Below are 15,391 nucleotides of genomic sequence, written 5' to 3'. Positions count from 1 at the left end.
TCCAGATTTACCGACTTAACCGCCCGTGTGAGGCTGCTGCTCATCTGTTTACTGCGGTTTTTTCTATGGATGGTTGGCCTGCACTTCCTTGCGAACTCGCCTTCTGGGCGCTGTGGCATTGCCGCCACGCGCGCCCGCCGGATTCCCACCTTTCCCGTTGATTGTTCCTACAGGTCCCGCGCTGTGCGCTGGATCAAAACGGCGACGCCTGTGCGTTTGCCTGACGCGAATCCAAGAGAATTCTCATGAGCAGTGCCACCACCACTTTCGCCTCCCAGCAAGAAGCCCTGACCTTTCTCGAACAGAACCCGGATATCGAGATGTTCGAGTTGTTCATCCTCGACAACAATGGCGTACCCCGGGGCAAGTTGCTGCATCGCGATGAGTTGCTGGCGGTGTACCAAAGCGGGCGGCCACTGCCCAGTACCATTCTGGGCCTGACCATCAACGGCGATGACGTGGAAAACTCCGGGCTGGTCTGGGATGTGGGTGATATCGATTGCCGGGCCTACCCGATCAGCGGCAGTCTGACGCGCATGCCCTGGCGGTTGATACCGACGGCGGCGGTGCAGGTCAGCATGCACCCCAAAGAAGGCATGCCCGCGACCATTGCCGATCCACGGCACCTGTTGGCGAAAGTGATCGAAGGCTTGCAGGCCGACGGTTATTACCCGGTCATGGCGGCGGAACTGGAGTTCTACCTGCTGGATCAGCAGCGCGACAGCAATGGTCGACCACAGCCGGCGCGGGATGTCGACGGCGGTCGTCCGCGTGCGACTCAGGTGTATGGCTTGCGTGAACTGGAGCAGATCGAACCGTTCCTGGCCGACCTCTACAGCGCTTGCAAACTCCAGGGTATTCCCGCGCGCACGGTCATTTCCGAATACGCGCCGGGGCAGGTGGAGATCACCCTCGAACACCGCACTGATGCCTTGCAGGCGATGGACGAAGCGGTGCGTTACAAACGACTGGTCAAGGGTGTGGCGCACAAGCACGGGATGGCGGCGTGCTTCATGGCCAAACCCTTCGATGACCTGGCAGGCACCGGAATGCACATGCACGTCAGCCTGGCCGACAAGGACGGTAACAACCTGTTCGCCAGCGAAGCTCCGGACGGCACGCCGCTGCTGAAACATGCAGTCGCAGGCATGCTCGGCACCTTGCTCGATTCATTGTTGCTGTTCTGTCCGAACGCCAACTCCTATCGCCGCTTCCAGACCAACAGCTACGCGCCGCTGGCGGCGACCTGGGGCGTGGACAATCGAACCGTGAGTTTGCGCGTGCCCGGCGGCCCGGCGTTCTCGCGGCATATCGAGCACCGTATCTGTGGCGCCGACGCCAACCCGTACCTGGCGGCTGCGGCGATCCTGGCCGGTATTCACCGTGGCATTCGTGAACAACTCGACCCTGGCGTACCGGTGGAGGGCAACGGTTACGCCCAGGCTATGGAACTGTTGCCGACCGACTGGCTGACCACCTTGCGCGCGCTGGAGGGGTCGAGCTGGGCGCGGGAGGCGTTCGGCGCTGAGTTTCTCGGGGTCTATCTGGCGGTGAAGCGTGCCGAATACCGACAATTCATGGGGGAGGTCGGGGAGCAGGATTGGCGCTGGTATTTGAATCAGGCCTGAACAGAACCTGAACCATTCTCAAATAACGTTAAAGTTATAGCCTGAACCCGGAAGCCAACTAATCGTTGGCTTCTTTTTCACAAAAAATTGATGGTTGGTTGCTTAAATTCAGTGTTGTCGCGGTCAATGAAATTTTCACATTTACCGGCGGTACTTCTTTTCAGGAACAACCAATCATCATGTTGAAGATTAAAGCCGTGCGCCCCGAGTGGGTGACACTGGTTGCCAGCACCTTTTTATTGACGGGCTGCAATCTCGTTCTTTGGCAGCACCTGTTTGCAATCACCGCGTCCGATGGCAAAGGCATCGTCATGCGCCTGGCTTTCGGGGTGATGATCCTGGCCGCCTTCAACCTGGTACTGACCCTGCTGGCTTTCCGGCTCGTGATGAAACCGGTGCTGACGCTGATCTTCATGATCAGTGCCGGCGTGGCTTACTTCATGAATCAATATGGCGCGCTGATCGACATCGGCATGCTGCGTAACTTTGCACAGACCAATGCGACGGAAGTACGCGACTTACTCTCGATAAAGTTACTTGCTTATATTGTGCTGCTGGGCCTTCTGCCTTCGTGGCTGTTGTGGAAAACGCCGGTTAGTTATCGTCGCTGGCATAACGAGTTGTTAAGTAAAGTAATGGTGAGTATGGCTTCGGTCGCTGTCATTGGTGGCGTAGCCTTGGTTAACTATCAGGGCTTGTCTTCATTGTTTCGCAATCACCATGAGTTGCGCTTGATGGTGGTGCCGAGTAACTACATCGCAGCCTCGGCCAGCTACTTGCGCGAACAAGCGATCTCCGCGCAGCAACCTTTTGTCAAAGTAGGTGAAGACGCCAGGAGAAACCCGGCCTGGCAAACCCGCGGCCGTAAATCCTTGACCGTGCTGGTGGTGGGCGAAAGCGCCCGGGCGGAAAACTTCGGCATCCTCGGCTACGACCGCGATACCACGCCAACACTGGACAGGGAGGCCGGCCTGATCGCCTTCACCGATGTGCATTCCTGCGGGACGGAAACAGCCGTGTCGGTGCCCTGCATGTTCTCCAACATGGGCCGCAAGGCTTACAACGCCAGCACGGCAAAAAACGAAGAGGGCTTGCTGGATGTGCTCAAACGCGCAGGCTTCGACGTGATCTGGCGCGATAACCAATCGGGCTGCAAAGGCACCTGCGATCGGGTCACCCTCGACGACGTCAGCAACCTCAAGGACCCGGTGCTGTGCGCCAACAGTGAATGCCGCGATGAAATTCTCCTGCAGGGCCTGCAGCACTTCATCGACACCCTGGATAAGGACACGGTGCTGGTGTTGCATCAGATGGGCAGTCACGGTCCGGAATATTTCAAGCGTTACCCCAAAGAGTACGAGCGCTTTACGCCCGTCTGCGAAAGCAACGCGCTGAACAATTGCAGTCGCGACAGTATCGTCAACGGCTACGACAACACCTTGGTGTACACCGACCATGTGCTGTCGACCCTGATCGATCTGTTGCGCAACAACCAGGACAAAGTCGATACCGCCATGCTCTATCTGTCGGACCACGGTGAATCCCTGGGCGAATACAACCTGTTTCTCCACGGCACGCCCTACCTGCTGGCGCCGGATCAACAAAAGCACGTCGCGATGCTCGCCTGGTTCTCTGACAGCTATCAAAAGTCATTCTCGGTGGACACCCATTGCCTGCAAATGAGCCGTGAGAAGCCCTTGAGCCAGGACAACCTGTTCCATTCGATGCTCGGTCTACTTGAGGTCAACAGCAAGGTCTACCACCAGGATCTGGATCTGTTTGCCGGGTGCCGCGGTGCCGTGATCGATGGTGTGCTGGCCAAAGAATGAGGGCTTCGACCTTTTTTTCACGCTCCGACCGCTAAGCTACGGCTGGTACTTATTCCTACAAGAGTCATTGCACATGTCCGCGCAGTCCCCATCCGCCATCGAACTGGAGTTCGCCCGGCGCTACGATCAGGAACACGCCCGCGTCTGCCGTCAGCCGCGATCGCGGGGCCTGGGGCGGCGCTTGGCGTTCTGGCGCGACGAGCAGTTGCTGCGCAACGCGCTCAAGGTCGCCGGCGAACCGGGGCTGATCCTCGATGTGGCTTGCGGTGCCGGGCGCTTCTGGCCGGTGTTGGCCGAGCATGCGAACCGGGTAATCCTCGCGTCCGATCCGTCCCAGGACATGCTCGATCACGCCCAGACGCACCATCCGCAGAACCTGCTTGAGCGGATCACGACCTTCCAGGGTTCAGCCTTCACCCTCGGATTGTCGGCGAACGCGGTCGACTGCATTGTTTGCATGCAGATGTTTCAATACATCGACAGTGCCGAGCATCGGCTGGCCATGCTCAAGGAGTTCCACCGGGTCAGTCGCGATACCGTGATTGTGGCAGTACGGGTGGATGCGCATTTTAAACTCCAGCGGCCCGGCGCGGAGGCTGCCCAGCCTCGGCAGTTGCCTGGCAAGGCCGAGGTAGAGGGACAATTTCTCGAGGCGGGTTTGCGCTTGCTCAGTCACCAGGATTTCCTGCCCGGTTGCGCGCGAATGCGGGTCTATGTGCTGCGTAAGACCAGATAACCTCCCTTTGTCAGACAATTCTTGCCATCTGGCGGGTATTTTCGCTAAAGCTCTTGTTCAGTGGATGCGTGGAAATTGCCTGCGGCGATATATACTGCGCGCCATTCTTCAAGGGAGAGCCGTGTGGCCATCGATATTCACTGGATTCGCGACAACGATAGCCTCGGTCAGTTTTGCGCCGAGTGGCAGCAGCTGCCGTTCGTTGCCCTCGACACCGAATTCATGCGGGTCGACACCTTTTATCCGATCGCAGGCCTGCTGCAGATCGGCGATGGCGTACGCGCTTACCTGATTGACCCGCTGACCATCGACAACTGGCAACCTCTTGCCGCGTTGCTGGAAAACCCGGCCGTGGTCAAAGTCGTCCATGCGTGCAGCGAAGACCTCGAGGTCCTGCTGCGCCTGACCGGCAGCCTGCCGGCGACGCTGTTCGACACCCAACTGGCCGCCGCTTACCTGAACCTGGGTTTCTCCATGGGGTATTCGCGGCTGGTGCAGGAAGTGCTCGGCATCGACCTGCCCAAGGGCGAGACCCGCTCCGACTGGCTGCAACGTCCACTTTCCGACACCCAGATCAGCTATGCCGCCGAAGATGCCGTGCACTTGGCGGAAGTTTTCATACAGTTGCGTCCGAAGCTTTCTGACGACAAGTACGCCTGGGTCCTGGAAGACGGCGCCGAGCTGGTCGCCAATCTGCGTCGCGAAGTCGATCCGTACGAGGTCTATCGCGACGCCAAGCTGGCCTGGAAGCTGTCCCGCGCTCAACTCGCCGTATTGCGTGAACTCTGCGCCTGGCGTGAGCGCGAGGCCCGCGCCCGTGATCTGCCGCGTAATCGCATTGTCCGTGAGCACTCCTTGTGGCCACTGGCACGGACTCAGCCGGACAACCTTGGCGCGCTGGCGAAAATCGAAGACATGCACCCGCGTACCGTGCGTCAGGACGGTGAGTTTCTGCTTGATCTGATCAAGCGCGCTGGCAGTGTGTCGCCCGATCAATGGCCGCCTGCCGTGCCGGAACCGTTGCCGGTGGAGGCCGCCGCGCTGATCAAACAATTGCGGGCGATCGGCCAGGCCGAAGCCGAGCGCCTGAACATCGCGCCGGAACTGATGCTGCGCAAGAAAACCCTGGAAGCGCTGCTCAAGAGCGGTTTCCCCAATGGTCCCTACCAATTGCCTGATTCGCTGCGTGGCTGGCGCCGCGAATTGATGGGCCAGGCGCTGCTCGACAGCCTGGCCACCGCCGGAGAACAGCCTTGAAACGTATCTGCTCCATCTACCGAAGCCTGAAGAAAAACGAGATGTACCTCTACGTGCTCAAAAGCGATGCACTGGAACGCGTCCCGGAAAGCCTGATGGCCGCCTTCGGCAAACCCCATCACGCCTTCGACCTGGTGCTGAGCCCCGAGCGCAAACTGTCGCGCGAAGACATCACCGTGGTCCTGGAAAACCTCGACAAGCAGGGCTATCACCTGCAAATGCCGCCGGCCGAGGACGAATACATCGAACATTTGCCGGAAGAATTACTGCGGCGCAACGACCCGATGTGATCGGCAGAGGCTCTGTCCAGGGCTGCCGAGAAGAGTCTTCGCTTGAACACTGGAATTGAATTTGGCGATGGCCAGGGCGATGGAGCGTTACTTCATCGGCGGTCGTCTGCACTGTTTTTCGAAAGGTTTGAACCATGCGCGTTCTGATTGCTGAACACGACCACCCTGTGTACGCCCAACTGCTGCGTCAGGCAGCGCCCGACCTGGAAGTGCTGACCAGCGGCGATTCCGCCGAGCTGGCCAGCCAGGCCGCCGATTGTCCGATCTGGCTGGGCCAGCCGGATCTGTTGGCGACCCTGCTGCGCCAGGGGCACCAGCCACAATGGCTGCAATCGACCTGGGCGGGCATCACACCGCTGCTGGCCGACGGCTTGCCACGGCACTATCGCCTGACCCGGGCGGTGGGGATTTTCGGTCAAGTCATGGCCGAGTACGTGCTGACCTACATGCTTGGCCACGAGCGCGAAGTGCTGCCGCGCCTGGTCAGCCAGGTCGAGCGCAAATGGGACAGTCGTCAGGGCCAGAGCCTGGCCGGGCGCAAGGTGCTGATCGTCGGCACCGGCGACATCGGCCAGACCGTGGCGCAATTTCTGCTGCCGTTTGGTGTGCAACTGTATGGCATCGCCAGTGAAGCCCGTGAGCAGGCGCCGTTTGTCGAAGTGGGCGCGCTGGCTGATTTGCCGCGGCTGGTCGGTGAAGTGGATTACGTGATCAATCTGCTGCCGAACACGCCGAACACGCATGACCTGTACGACGCCGCGCTGTTCAAGCAGTTCAAACCGACCGGTTTGTTCATCAATGCCGGACGCGGCGTCGCGGTGGTCGATGCGGATCTGGTGGAAGCCCTCAAGGAAGGGCATCTGGCGGGCGCGGTGATCGACGTCTGCCGTCAGGAGCCGCTGCCGCAACGTCACCCGTTCTGGACCGCCTGGGGCTTGCTGTTGACCGGCCACAGTTCGGCACCGACCTCGCCACCGATGATGGTGAAGCTGTTTGTCGAAAACCTGCGGGCGTATCAGGCGGGTGAGGCGTTGCGCGGGGAAGTGGATTTCAGTCGCGGCTATTGAATTCACCGCAATAAAAATGTGGGAGCGAGCCTGCTCGCGAAAGCGGTGTATCAGTCTCCATAAGTATCGACTGACATGCCGCCTTCGCGAGCAGGCTCGCTCCCACATTGGTTTTATGTTGTGGCTTACAGGGTGAAATCGCCCTCGGCCGCCAACTCGCTCACCGGACGACGCGGGCTTGGTTCTTCACGCGCTTGCAGGTACTGCGCCAGTGTCGCCTTATCCCCCAGTTTGCCGATCGCCACCGCCGCATGCAGCGCGTAGCCTTCGGGAATGTTCAGCTCCTTGCGGGTCAGTTCCTGATCGAAACCGGCCATGCCGTGGGTGTGCCAGCCGCTGATGCTTGCCTGCAACGCCAGATGGCCCCAGGCGGAACCGGTGTCGAAGGTGTGCCACAGGGCCGGGGTTTCTTCGGTCGCGCCAGGCGCCACAAAGGTGGTTTTCGATACCACGATCACCAGCGCCGAGGCGTGTTGCGCCCAGCTGCGGTTGAATTCGTTCAGCAGGCCCAGGTAACGCTCCCAGTTCGGCGTGTCGCGACGCGCGTAGAGAAACCGCCAAGGTTGCGAGTTGTAGGCCGATGGCGCCCAGCGTGCGGCTTCGAAGAAGCTCAGCAGGGTTTCGACGGGAATGGTTTCGCCGGTGAAGGCGCGGGGCGACCAGCGATCGGTGAACTGCGGATGAATGGCATGGTCGGCAACGCGTGGGTTAGCGCTCATCAGGAGATTCCTTGGTTTGAAAGTGGGAGTTCGTCTGAAACCTGCGGGCGCAGATGGGCTGGGCGATGAGGTTTGTCGAGAGCCTGGGCATCTCACCTGAATGCAACGCGGTCGAGCGTTAATGGCACGCGGGTCTGGCTCCTTGCGACTGGCAAAGCTACTTGGCGGCGCAAAAACTGACAAGCCCTGTTCTACCGGCAGTCGCCAATGCTTGGCCCGCAAGGGCCTTGGCACTAGACTGGCGGCCTTTTCACCACCTGATGTCGATGCTTGAACCATGGCCGCCAAAGTCGAACCGTTCTGGATACGCAAAACCCTCGATCAACTCGATCCACAGGAATGGGAATCGCTGTGCGATGGCTGTGGCCTCTGCTGCCTGCAAAAGCTCGAGGATGAAGACGACAACTCGGTCTATTACACGCGCATCGCCTGCAAACTGCTGGACCTGAAAACCTGCCAGTGCACCGATTACCCCAACCGCCGCGACTTCGTGCCGGACTGCATCCAGCTCACTCCGGGCAAGGCCGATGAATTCAAATGGCTGCCACCGACCTGCGGTTATCGACTGGTCAGCGAGGGCAAGGACCTGCCGCTCTGGCACCATCTGGTGTGCGGGGATCGCGACGCGGTGCACCACGAACGCATTTCACAATCCGGGCGCATGCTCGCCGAAGGCAGCGTGGCTGAAGAAGATTGGGAAGACCATCTGATTTTCCGCGCCGGTTAATGTGGCGAGGGAGCTTGCTCCCGCTGAGTGCGTAGTACTCACAAAATCGCCGGTGATGACAAGAATTCGGGGCCGCTACGCAGCCCGGCGCGAGCAAGCTCGCTCGCCACAACAGGAGTGTGTATGGCTGTGGGATTGCGGCTGGCGTTGGCCATCGGGCTGTTGGCCCTGGGTTTGCCCGTGTGGGCGGCGAAGAAGGTCGATCTGGATTATCACGTGCGCCTGATGCCGCAAAGCGATCAGGCCGAAGTGCGCCTGACCCTGGCCCAAGGCTCGGCGGTGCGCAGTCTGGATTTCGACCTGGGCGATGGCAGCTACTACAGCGATTTCAAGGCCGACGGCCAATGGCAACTGACGCCGGGCAAGCAAGCGCGCGGTATCTGGCGGCCCGCGGCCGACAAGGCCAGCCTGACCTACCGCGTGCGCATCAGCCATGGCCGCAAGAGCGGCAGCTTCGACACCCGCATGACCCCGACCTGGGCGTTGATGCGCGGCGAGGATCTGGTGCCGGCCGCCAGGCTCGATCAGCAAGATGGCACCGAACTGGTTTCACGCCTGGAATTCGAGTTGCCCAGCGGCTGGAAAAGCGTCGAAACCGCCTGGCCACGGATCGGCAAGAACAAGTTCCGCATCGATAACGTCTCGAGATTGTTCGACCGGCCCACGGGCTGGATGCTCGCCGGCCACCTTGGCAGCCGACGCACGCGATTGGGCGAAACCGAAGTCACCGTCGCCTCGCCCCAGGGCCAGGGCATGCGCCGCATGGATGTGCTGACGCTGCTGACCTTCGTCTGGCCGCAAGTGCAGGCAGTGTTCCCGCGTCATCCCACCAAGCTGCTGATCGTCGGTGCCAACGACCCGATGTGGCGCGGCAGCCTGGCGGCGCGCGAGTCCATCTATTTGAACAGCCGGCTGCCGCTGGTCAGCGAAAGCGGCACCAGCGCAGTGGTGCGTGAGTTGGCCCAGGTGTTTGGACGGATCAACGACCAGCAGCGCAGTGACTGGATCAGTGAAGGGTTGGCCGAGTATTACGCCATCGAACTGGTGCGCCGCGCGGGTGGGATCAGTGATGAGCGCTATGAGAGTTTGCACGGCAAGCTGGTCAAGGACAGCCAGAAGGTCACGACATTGCGCGGCGAACACGTCAACCCGGCACAGGTGTCGAAATCGGTGTTGCTGCTACAGGAGCTGGATCGCGAAATTCGCCTTCAGACCCGCAACAAGCGTTCGCTGGATGATGTAATGCGTGGGGCGATGCGTTTGGCAAGTGTGGGTACCAAGGAGTTTATCCAGCTCGCCGAGAGCGTGCTTGGCGAGTCTTCCAAGGTCCTTGATACCGAGTTGCTTCAGTAACGCCGCCTTCGCGAGCAAGCCCGCTCCCACAATAGATCTCGGGTGTTCACACATGATGTGTTCACCGCCAAACCCTGTTGGAGCTGCTTGCCTGCTCCCACAATATCTGGCGCTGTACACAAATCATGTATACACCGGCATACCCTGTAGGAGCGGGCTTGCCCGCGAAGAGGCCATAAGCCCCACTACAATTCTCGGATCAGACCCCGGTCTTGGGCGACTTCAAAGAATCATTCCCGGTCACGGTAGCAGTCCTGGTCGCCGCTTCGGCATTCGCCTTCAACCGCCCCAGCTCCTCCCCGGCCCGTTCAATTTTCGCCCGCACGTTGTTCATGTCCTGACGGCTTTTCTCCAGCAGGCTCTTGACCGAACTGTGCCCGGTAATCCCGCGAGCCAGCGCCACGCCGCCGATCGCCACTTGAATCAACCCGAACACACCGCCGCGACGCAGGCCCTTGCTGACCATCACCACGCCACCGGCCACGGAGCCGATGCGCTCCCAGCCGTGAACGTTCTGGTCGGAATGAGTCTGGAACGGGGTGGACTCGATGCGTTCTACGCGTGTGAGTTCGCTCATGATCTGTCTCCTGGCTGGATTGGCTGCTTCAAGAATAGATAATTAAGCTGACTGCCAAGGCGGGCGGCTTGTTCCATCGGATGTGCAATGACTCAGCGGAATTTCGGCCCCGAGCGGGTATTGAGCCCCTTGGCCATGCGGTCGTAGAGCACGACGTTGACCGTGGCCGCGAGGTTCATGCAGCCGGTGGTCGGGACGTAGACCACGTCTTCACACCAGTCGCGAATGTCTTGATCCAGCGAGCCGTCTTCCGGGCCGAAGATGTATAGCGCGCGATCCGGGTGAGTGTATTCGGGCAGCGAGCGGGCGCCTTCGACCAGTTCCACGGCGACCGGGACGCAGCCCAGGGGCAGGATTTTTTTCAGGTCGTCGATGCCGATCAGCGGAATGTCGTAGTGGACGCGCTTGGTGTCGGTGACGAAGTCCGCGGCACGTTCGTAACGCTTGCCGGTGTAGAACACGGAAGCGGCGCCATAACAGCCGGCGGCACGCATCACCGAACCGACGTTTTCTGGTGATTTGGGGTTATACAAACCAATGCAGCTGTACCGTTTGTCTGCCACGAGCGGGGTGCCTTTGGGGGAAAAAGCGCGATTATACGGGGATTGGGGGAGGGGCGTTCGGTTTGGAGACTTGTGGTGTCGGGTCGACAGCTTTCGCGAGCAGGCTCGCTCCCACATTGGATCTTGGGTGTTCACAAACCCTGTGTTCACAGACGATCTCCCACACTGGATCCTGGAGTGTTCACACATAGTGTGTTCACAGAAGATCTACTGTGGGAGCGAGCCTGCTCGCGAAGAGGCCAGTCGGGACGCTGAAGATATTACTCTTCTTTCTTCAACAGCCCGGCCAACGCCGCAAACGGGTTATGCGTCGCCTTGGCGATCTTCGGCGAACTCAGCGAGCCTTCATCGAAGTACTGCTGGTCGGTGTACCGCGAGTGTTCATTGTCGTGGCAATACAGGCACAACAATTCCCAGTTCGAGCCATCCTGCGGATTGTTGTCGTGGTTGTGGTCGCGGTGGTGCACGGTCAGTTCGCTCAGGCGCTTGCCGGAGAACTCGCGGGCGCAGCGGCCGCACACGTGCGGGTACATCTTCAGGGCCTTGTCGCGGTAACCCATTTCCTTGTCGCGCTGATTATCAGCGAGGATGCGGTCCAGCTTCGACGTGTTGGTCGCAGGTGTTGACGAACTCATGGGTTCACCTTTGTAAAAAGACTAATGACGGTTATGAACAGAGTTTAGCTCAGCCCTTGAGCTTCTCGGCAATCCAGATGGTGTGGCGGGTGCCTTTGTTGCCGTGGGCGAAGACTTGCACTTCTTCGGCCTTGAAACCGGCCTTTTTCAGCTTGTCGGAAAACTGCCGGTCAGCGCTCGCCGACCATACCGCGAGCACGCCTTTGGGGCGCAGGGCCTTGGCGCAGGCACTCAGGCCACCGGCGGAGTACAGCCAGCTATTGGCTTTCTGGGTCAGGCCTTCGGGGCCGTTGTCGACGTCGAGCATAATTGCGTCGAAGCCCTGTGGCTCGGCTTGCAGCACCTTGGCCACGTCGTCCATGCGGATCACCGTGCGCGGGTCGAGCAGCGGGTTCCCGGCTTTCTCGCCCAGTGGTCCGCGGTTCCATTCGACGACGCCAGGCACCAGTTCGGCGACCACCACCTCAGCGGTCTTGCCCAGATGCTTGAGGGCCGAGGCGAGGGTGAAGCCCATGCCCAGGCCACCGATCAGCACCCGCGAATTCGGCCGGCCGGCAACCTTGCGGCAGGGGATCTCGGCCAAGGCATCTTCGGAGCCGTGCATGCGCGTGTTCATCAACTGCCCGCCGTCGCCCCCCTGAATCTTGATGACGAAATCCTCACCGTATTCGAACAGGCACAAGGCACCGCCATTTTCAGGAATCGGAGTGGTGTCGAGCAGGACGAAACGTTTCATTGAGGCTCTCTTGAGGAGAAATCGGCAATCAGGGGCAGGCAAACAATGGCCGTTGGGAGTAGCCTGCAAAAAGACTACAAGGCCAACGGAGCCATTGATGAAGCGCACCATTCTAACGGTCATTGCCCTGGCCGCGCTCTCGATAACTGCAGTGCATGCCCAGGAACAACCCACCATTCCCACCAGCCCCGGACCGTTGCCCGGTTCTCCCGGCACCGCAACACCCACGCCCTACCCGCAGATCACCCCGACCAGCGTGCCCAAGGTCGGCACCGGCAGTGGCGGGCCGCCGCTGTTGCCGCCGATCGAAATGCCCAGCCCGCCCAAGGACCAGACGTTGCCGGGGCTTGAGCAGAACAGCACGAAGATCAAGTCGCCGGGCGGTTAAGGCAAGCGCCATGGCCGTCGGCCAGGTCCGGAGACCAGGCCACCGAGCCAGGTTCCTCAGGCGATGCCCAGCACCTTGAAAACAAATGCATATTCGAGCGCGACGTCACGCAATCCCTGGTAACGACCGCTCATCCCGCCATGCCCGGCGCCCAGTTCTGTCTTGAGCAGCAGTGGGTTGGCATCGGTTTTGGTCGCACGCAACTTTGCCACCCACTTGGCCGCTTCCCAGTACTGCACGCGACTGTCGTTGTAGCCGGCGATCACCAAAGTGGCGGGATACGCCTGGGCGCTGACGTTTTCGTACGGCGCATAGGCCTTGATCCGCGCATGGACGTCCGGTTCTTGCGGATTTCCCCACTCGTCGTACTCGGTGACGGTCAACGGCAGGTCCGGGTCGAGCATGGTGTTGAGCACGTCGACGAACGGCACTTCGGCAATCGCTGCGCCAAACAGCTCCGGGCGCATGTTGAGCACGGCACCGATCAGCAACCCGCCAGCGCTGCCGCCACTGATTGCCAGTTGTCTGGATGTGGTGAGGCCGTTGTCGATCAAGTGCTCGGCGCAGGCGATAAAGTCACTGAAGGTGTTGTGCTTGTGCTCCTGCTTGCCGGCGCGATACCAGGCTTCGCCCAATTCACCGCCGCCACGCACGTGCGCGATGGCAAAGGCCACGCCACGATCCAGCAGGCTCAGGCGCGCGTGGGAGAACCAGGGATCGAGGCTTTCGCCATACGCGCCGTAGCCGTACAGATAAAGGGGCGTCGGCTTGCCGAGGGCTTCGCGTTTGACGACGAGGCTGATCGGCACTTTCGTACCGTCGGGTGCCGTCGCCCACAGGCGCTGGCTGACGTAGGCATCGGCATCGAACGGGCCCAGCACCGGGGTTTGCTTGAGGACTTTCTGCTCACCGGTGGCCAGCCCCAACTGCCGGATCTGCGCCGGACGGTTCAAGGCTTCGTAGCGCAGGCGAATCCGGTCGCTGACGAACTCCAGGCTGTTCTGTACATGAAGGCTATAGGCCGCATCCGGCAGCTGCACGCGGTAGCTCCCCAGGTCTTGCGGATGGACTTCGATGATCGGCAAGCCACCCTCACGCAGGCTCAGGGTCATGGCCCCGGCGTTGAGGCTCATGCCTTCGATCATCGTGCTGTCGCTGTGGGGGATCAGGTTCTGCCAGTAGGCTTCGGTCGGCGCGACGCCGGTGTCGACGGCCGTGTATAAGGCAAAATTGATGCCGTCGCGATTGGTGCGAATGAACCATGTCCATTCGCCGTCGCGAACACCGTGGTCGACATCGTACTCATGGTCTTCAACCCGTGGCGCAATACAGGTGAAGTCCTGCTGCGGCTGGAACGCGTCGAGCACCCAGACTTCGCTGGTCGTCTTGCTGCCCACGGACAGCAGCAATTGCTGCTCGGAACTGGACCGGTAGCAGTGCATGAAGAATCGACCGTCCGTCTCATGGAACACCTCTTCGGCCGCCGTGCCATCCAGTCGATAGCGCAACAGTTTGTGCGGGCGGTGGGTGTCGTCCAGTTCGCCGAAGAACAGCGTCAGGCTGTCGTTGGCCCAGGTCATGCTGCCGTCGCAGTCCTGGAATTCCAGTTCGCTGACCCGGCCGTTGGACAATTCCTTCACGAACAGCGTGTAAATCTCGTCGCCCGTGGCGTCGATACTGTAGGCCAGCCGCTGGTGGTCCGGACTGATGCTGAACGCACCCAGGGAAAAGAAACCACCCTTGGCCAGTTCATTCGGGTCGAGCAGCAGTTGCTCCTGGCTTTCGTCGAGTTGCAGGTTGTCGTCCGCCGGGCGCGGGCAGCGGTAGTGACGGGCGTATTCGTCACCCGCCGTGGTGCGCGTGTAATACAGGTACGGACCCCAGGGGGAGGGCAGCGACAGGTCGGTTTCGAGAATCCGGCCCTTGATCTCTTCGAACAGGGTTTCGCGCAGCCCGGCCTGATCGGCGGTCTGCGCCTCTTGATAGCGGTTTTCCGCTTTCAGGTAGTCGAGCACCGCGTCGGTGTCGCGCTCCTGCAGCCAGGCATACGGGTCATTACCCTCGGCCTTGTGGGCGATGGGAGCGTCGCAAGTGTTGGCGGATAGGGGCATGAAGGGCTCTCGAACAATGTACGGAATAAGGGCTATGCAGAGGTTAGGCACTACTTCATACCTCTGCAGAATCTGTGGGAGCGAGCTTGCTCGCGATGGCGGACTGCCGGACAACACTGATGTTGAATGTACTGACCTCATCGCGAGCAAGCTCGCTCCCACAGGTTCTGTGTCTTGGCCGACAGGTATTGGTGCAAGCCTGATGGACGAAAAGTCGTTACTATAAGCGCCTCTTTGCCTGCCTTGCCATGGACACCATGACCGAGAACGACTATCTGATCGCTTGGGGCCTCTACGCCTTTGCCGCTTTAGGCTGCCTGTTGGTGTGGATGCGCATGACCCGCTGGATGTGGCGCTGGCTGCGTGAGCCGCTGCGGTTGCTGGTGGTCGTGCTGCTGTTCAGCCCGACCATCATCGACCCGGTGAAGGAAAAGGTCGCCCCGGCCATCGCCATCACCGCCCTGGATCTGCTGTTCAAGGTCGGCAACAACGCCTGGCGGGCGGTTTCCGACCTGTTCATGTACGGCATGCTGGCGTTCGGTATCTACCTGGTTTTCGTGGCCATCCGCTTTGCGATCGAGCGCTCCTCCAACGCTCGCAAGGAACAGGCCGCCGCCGCGAATGCCGCGCTCAGGGCCGACGAACCTGAACAGGATCAACCCTTCGGTGGTGCCGGTGATGACCGATACGGTCGTCCACCGGTGCCGAGCAACCCTCAGCGTATGCGCGTTGAACCGCGTTTGTAATATTGCCCCTGCATTAAATCGAGAGTCCG

At 60.5% G+C, this 15,391-nt stretch carries 16 protein-coding genes; 10 read left to right on the top strand and 6 right to left on the bottom strand.

Features of this window, described 5'->3' with window-relative positions; genetic code table 11:
- Positions 1–245: 245 nt before the first annotated feature.
- The 6 genes from ACA041_RS24580 to ACA041_RS24555 all read left to right on the top strand — a co-directional run bounded on the left by ACA041_RS24580 (position 246) and on the right by ACA041_RS24555 (position 6,807).
- Entirely contained in the window at positions 246–1,628 is a 1,383-nt protein-coding gene (locus ACA041_RS24580; protein WP_497438209.1) for a glutamine synthetase family protein, read from the top strand.
- A gap of 179 nt (positions 1,629–1,807) precedes the next feature.
- Positions 1,808–3,457 carry a phosphoethanolamine transferase gene (locus ACA041_RS24575; RefSeq protein WP_497438208.1) on the top strand — a complete coding sequence of 550 codons (1,650 nt, stop codon included), beginning with the start codon at positions 1,808–1,810 and terminating at the stop codon, positions 3,455–3,457.
- Positions 3,458–3,530: 73 nt separating this feature from the next.
- Positions 3,531–4,193, top strand: coding sequence for a class I SAM-dependent methyltransferase (locus ACA041_RS24570; protein ID WP_497438207.1), 663 nt, complete (start codon positions 3,531–3,533; stop codon positions 4,191–4,193).
- 123 nt (positions 4,194–4,316) lie between these two features.
- Complete coding sequence (gene rnd / locus ACA041_RS24565) at positions 4,317–5,450, top strand: ribonuclease D (protein ID WP_497438205.1); 1,134 nt, start codon at positions 4,317–4,319, stop codon at positions 5,448–5,450.
- Complete coding sequence (locus tag ACA041_RS24560; RefSeq protein WP_462014007.1) at positions 5,447–5,740, top strand: YcgL domain-containing protein; 294 nt, start codon at positions 5,447–5,449, stop codon at positions 5,738–5,740. Before rnd ends, ACA041_RS24560 begins: the two co-directional genes overlap by 4 nt.
- 134 nt (positions 5,741–5,874) lie before the next feature.
- Positions 5,875–6,807 carry a D-2-hydroxyacid dehydrogenase gene (locus ACA041_RS24555; protein ID WP_497438203.1) on the top strand — a complete coding sequence of 311 codons (933 nt, stop codon included), beginning with the start codon at positions 5,875–5,877 and terminating at the stop codon, positions 6,805–6,807.
- Positions 6,808–6,932: 125 nt separating this feature from the next.
- Here the strand turns inward: ACA041_RS24555 and ACA041_RS24550 are convergent, their stop codons facing one another.
- Positions 6,933–7,526 carry a nitroreductase family protein gene (locus ACA041_RS24550; protein ID WP_497438202.1) on the bottom strand — a complete coding sequence of 198 codons (594 nt, stop codon included), beginning with the start codon at positions 7,524–7,526 and terminating at the stop codon, positions 6,933–6,935.
- Positions 7,527–7,803: 277 nt separating this feature from the next.
- Between ACA041_RS24550 and ACA041_RS24545 the strand changes: the two genes are divergently transcribed.
- Together ACA041_RS24545 and ACA041_RS24540 are read left to right on the top strand one after the other, a co-directional pair.
- The gene (locus ACA041_RS24545) at positions 7,804–8,253 is read left to right on the top strand and encodes a YcgN family cysteine cluster protein (RefSeq protein ID WP_497438201.1); all 450 of its coding nucleotides are present in this window, start codon (positions 7,804–7,806) and stop codon (positions 8,251–8,253) included.
- 123 nt (positions 8,254–8,376) lie between these two features.
- Complete coding sequence (locus ACA041_RS24540; protein ID WP_497438200.1) at positions 8,377–9,606, top strand: hypothetical protein; 1,230 nt, start codon at positions 8,377–8,379, stop codon at positions 9,604–9,606.
- Between the two features lie 199 nt (positions 9,607–9,805).
- Here ACA041_RS24540 and ACA041_RS24535 read toward each other — a convergent pair whose 3' ends face one another.
- The 4 genes from ACA041_RS24535 to ACA041_RS24520 all read right to left on the bottom strand — a co-directional run bounded on the left by ACA041_RS24535 (position 9,806) and on the right by ACA041_RS24520 (position 12,117).
- On the bottom strand, positions 9,806–10,183 hold the full coding sequence (locus ACA041_RS24535) for a YgaP family membrane protein (protein ID WP_497438199.1): 378 nt from the start codon (positions 10,181–10,183) through the stop codon (positions 9,806–9,808).
- 92 nt (positions 10,184–10,275) lie between these two features.
- Entirely contained in the window at positions 10,276–10,746 is a 471-nt protein-coding gene (locus ACA041_RS24530) for an RNA methyltransferase (protein WP_497438198.1), read from the bottom strand.
- A 260-nt stretch (positions 10,747–11,006) separates the two neighbouring features.
- Entirely contained in the window at positions 11,007–11,381 is a 375-nt protein-coding gene (locus tag ACA041_RS24525; RefSeq protein ID WP_497438197.1) for a YajD family HNH nuclease, read from the bottom strand.
- A gap of 49 nt (positions 11,382–11,430) precedes the next feature.
- Positions 11,431–12,117 carry a spermidine synthase gene (locus ACA041_RS24520; protein WP_497438196.1) on the bottom strand — a complete coding sequence of 229 codons (687 nt, stop codon included), beginning with the start codon at positions 12,115–12,117 and terminating at the stop codon, positions 11,431–11,433.
- 97 nt (positions 12,118–12,214) lie between these two features.
- Here ACA041_RS24520 and ACA041_RS24515 point away from each other — a divergent pair, with 97 nt between their 5' ends.
- Complete coding sequence (locus tag ACA041_RS24515; protein ID WP_497438195.1) at positions 12,215–12,505, top strand: hypothetical protein; 291 nt, start codon at positions 12,215–12,217, stop codon at positions 12,503–12,505.
- Positions 12,506–12,561: 56 nt separating this feature from the next.
- Here the strand turns inward: ACA041_RS24515 and ACA041_RS24510 are convergent, their stop codons facing one another.
- The gene (locus ACA041_RS24510; protein WP_497438194.1) at positions 12,562–14,616 is read right to left on the bottom strand and encodes a S9 family peptidase; all 2,055 of its coding nucleotides are present in this window, start codon (positions 14,614–14,616) and stop codon (positions 12,562–12,564) included.
- A 248-nt stretch (positions 14,617–14,864) separates the two neighbouring features.
- Here ACA041_RS24510 and ACA041_RS24505 point away from each other — a divergent pair, with 248 nt between their 5' ends.
- Positions 14,865–15,362 carry an MFS transporter gene (locus tag ACA041_RS24505; protein ID WP_497438192.1) on the top strand — a complete coding sequence of 166 codons (498 nt, stop codon included), beginning with the start codon at positions 14,865–14,867 and terminating at the stop codon, positions 15,360–15,362.
- Positions 15,363–15,391 lie beyond the last annotated feature (29 nt).

The organism is Pseudomonas sp. LBUM1676, assembly GCF_059695605.1.
Note: the sequence above shows the minus strand (reverse complement) of the source record. Positions and strands in the feature narration are given on the sequence as shown.

Bases quoted from the DNA above. Each gene is read 5' to 3' on its own strand.
- ACA041_RS24515 (WP_497438195.1), top strand. From the start codon at position 12,215: ATGAAGCGCACCATTCTAACGGTCATTGCCCTGGCCGCGCTCTCGATA.
- ACA041_RS24520 (WP_497438196.1), bottom strand. From the start codon at position 12,117: ATGAAACGTTTCGTCCTGCTCGACACCACTCCGATTCCTGAAAATGGC.
- ACA041_RS24525 (WP_497438197.1), bottom strand. From the start codon at position 11,381: ATGAGTTCGTCAACACCTGCGACCAACACGTCGAAGCTGGACCGCATC.
- ACA041_RS24510 (WP_497438194.1), bottom strand. From the start codon at position 14,616: ATGCCCCTATCCGCCAACACTTGCGACGCTCCCATCGCCCACAAGGCC.
- ACA041_RS24545 (WP_497438201.1), top strand. From the start codon at position 7,804: ATGGCCGCCAAAGTCGAACCGTTCTGGATACGCAAAACCCTCGATCAA.
- ACA041_RS24535 (WP_497438199.1), bottom strand. From the start codon at position 10,183: ATGAGCGAACTCACACGCGTAGAACGCATCGAGTCCACCCCGTTCCAG.
- ACA041_RS24580 (WP_497438209.1), top strand. From the start codon at position 246: ATGAGCAGTGCCACCACCACTTTCGCCTCCCAGCAAGAAGCCCTGACC.
- ACA041_RS24540 (WP_497438200.1), top strand. From the start codon at position 8,377: ATGGCTGTGGGATTGCGGCTGGCGTTGGCCATCGGGCTGTTGGCCCTG.
- ACA041_RS24550 (WP_497438202.1), bottom strand. From the start codon at position 7,526: ATGAGCGCTAACCCACGCGTTGCCGACCATGCCATTCATCCGCAGTTC.
- ACA041_RS24555 (WP_497438203.1), top strand. From the start codon at position 5,875: ATGCGCGTTCTGATTGCTGAACACGACCACCCTGTGTACGCCCAACTG.
- ACA041_RS24505 (WP_497438192.1), top strand. From the start codon at position 14,865: ATGGACACCATGACCGAGAACGACTATCTGATCGCTTGGGGCCTCTAC.
- ACA041_RS24575 (WP_497438208.1), top strand. From the start codon at position 1,808: ATGTTGAAGATTAAAGCCGTGCGCCCCGAGTGGGTGACACTGGTTGCC.
- ACA041_RS24570 (WP_497438207.1), top strand. From the start codon at position 3,531: ATGTCCGCGCAGTCCCCATCCGCCATCGAACTGGAGTTCGCCCGGCGC.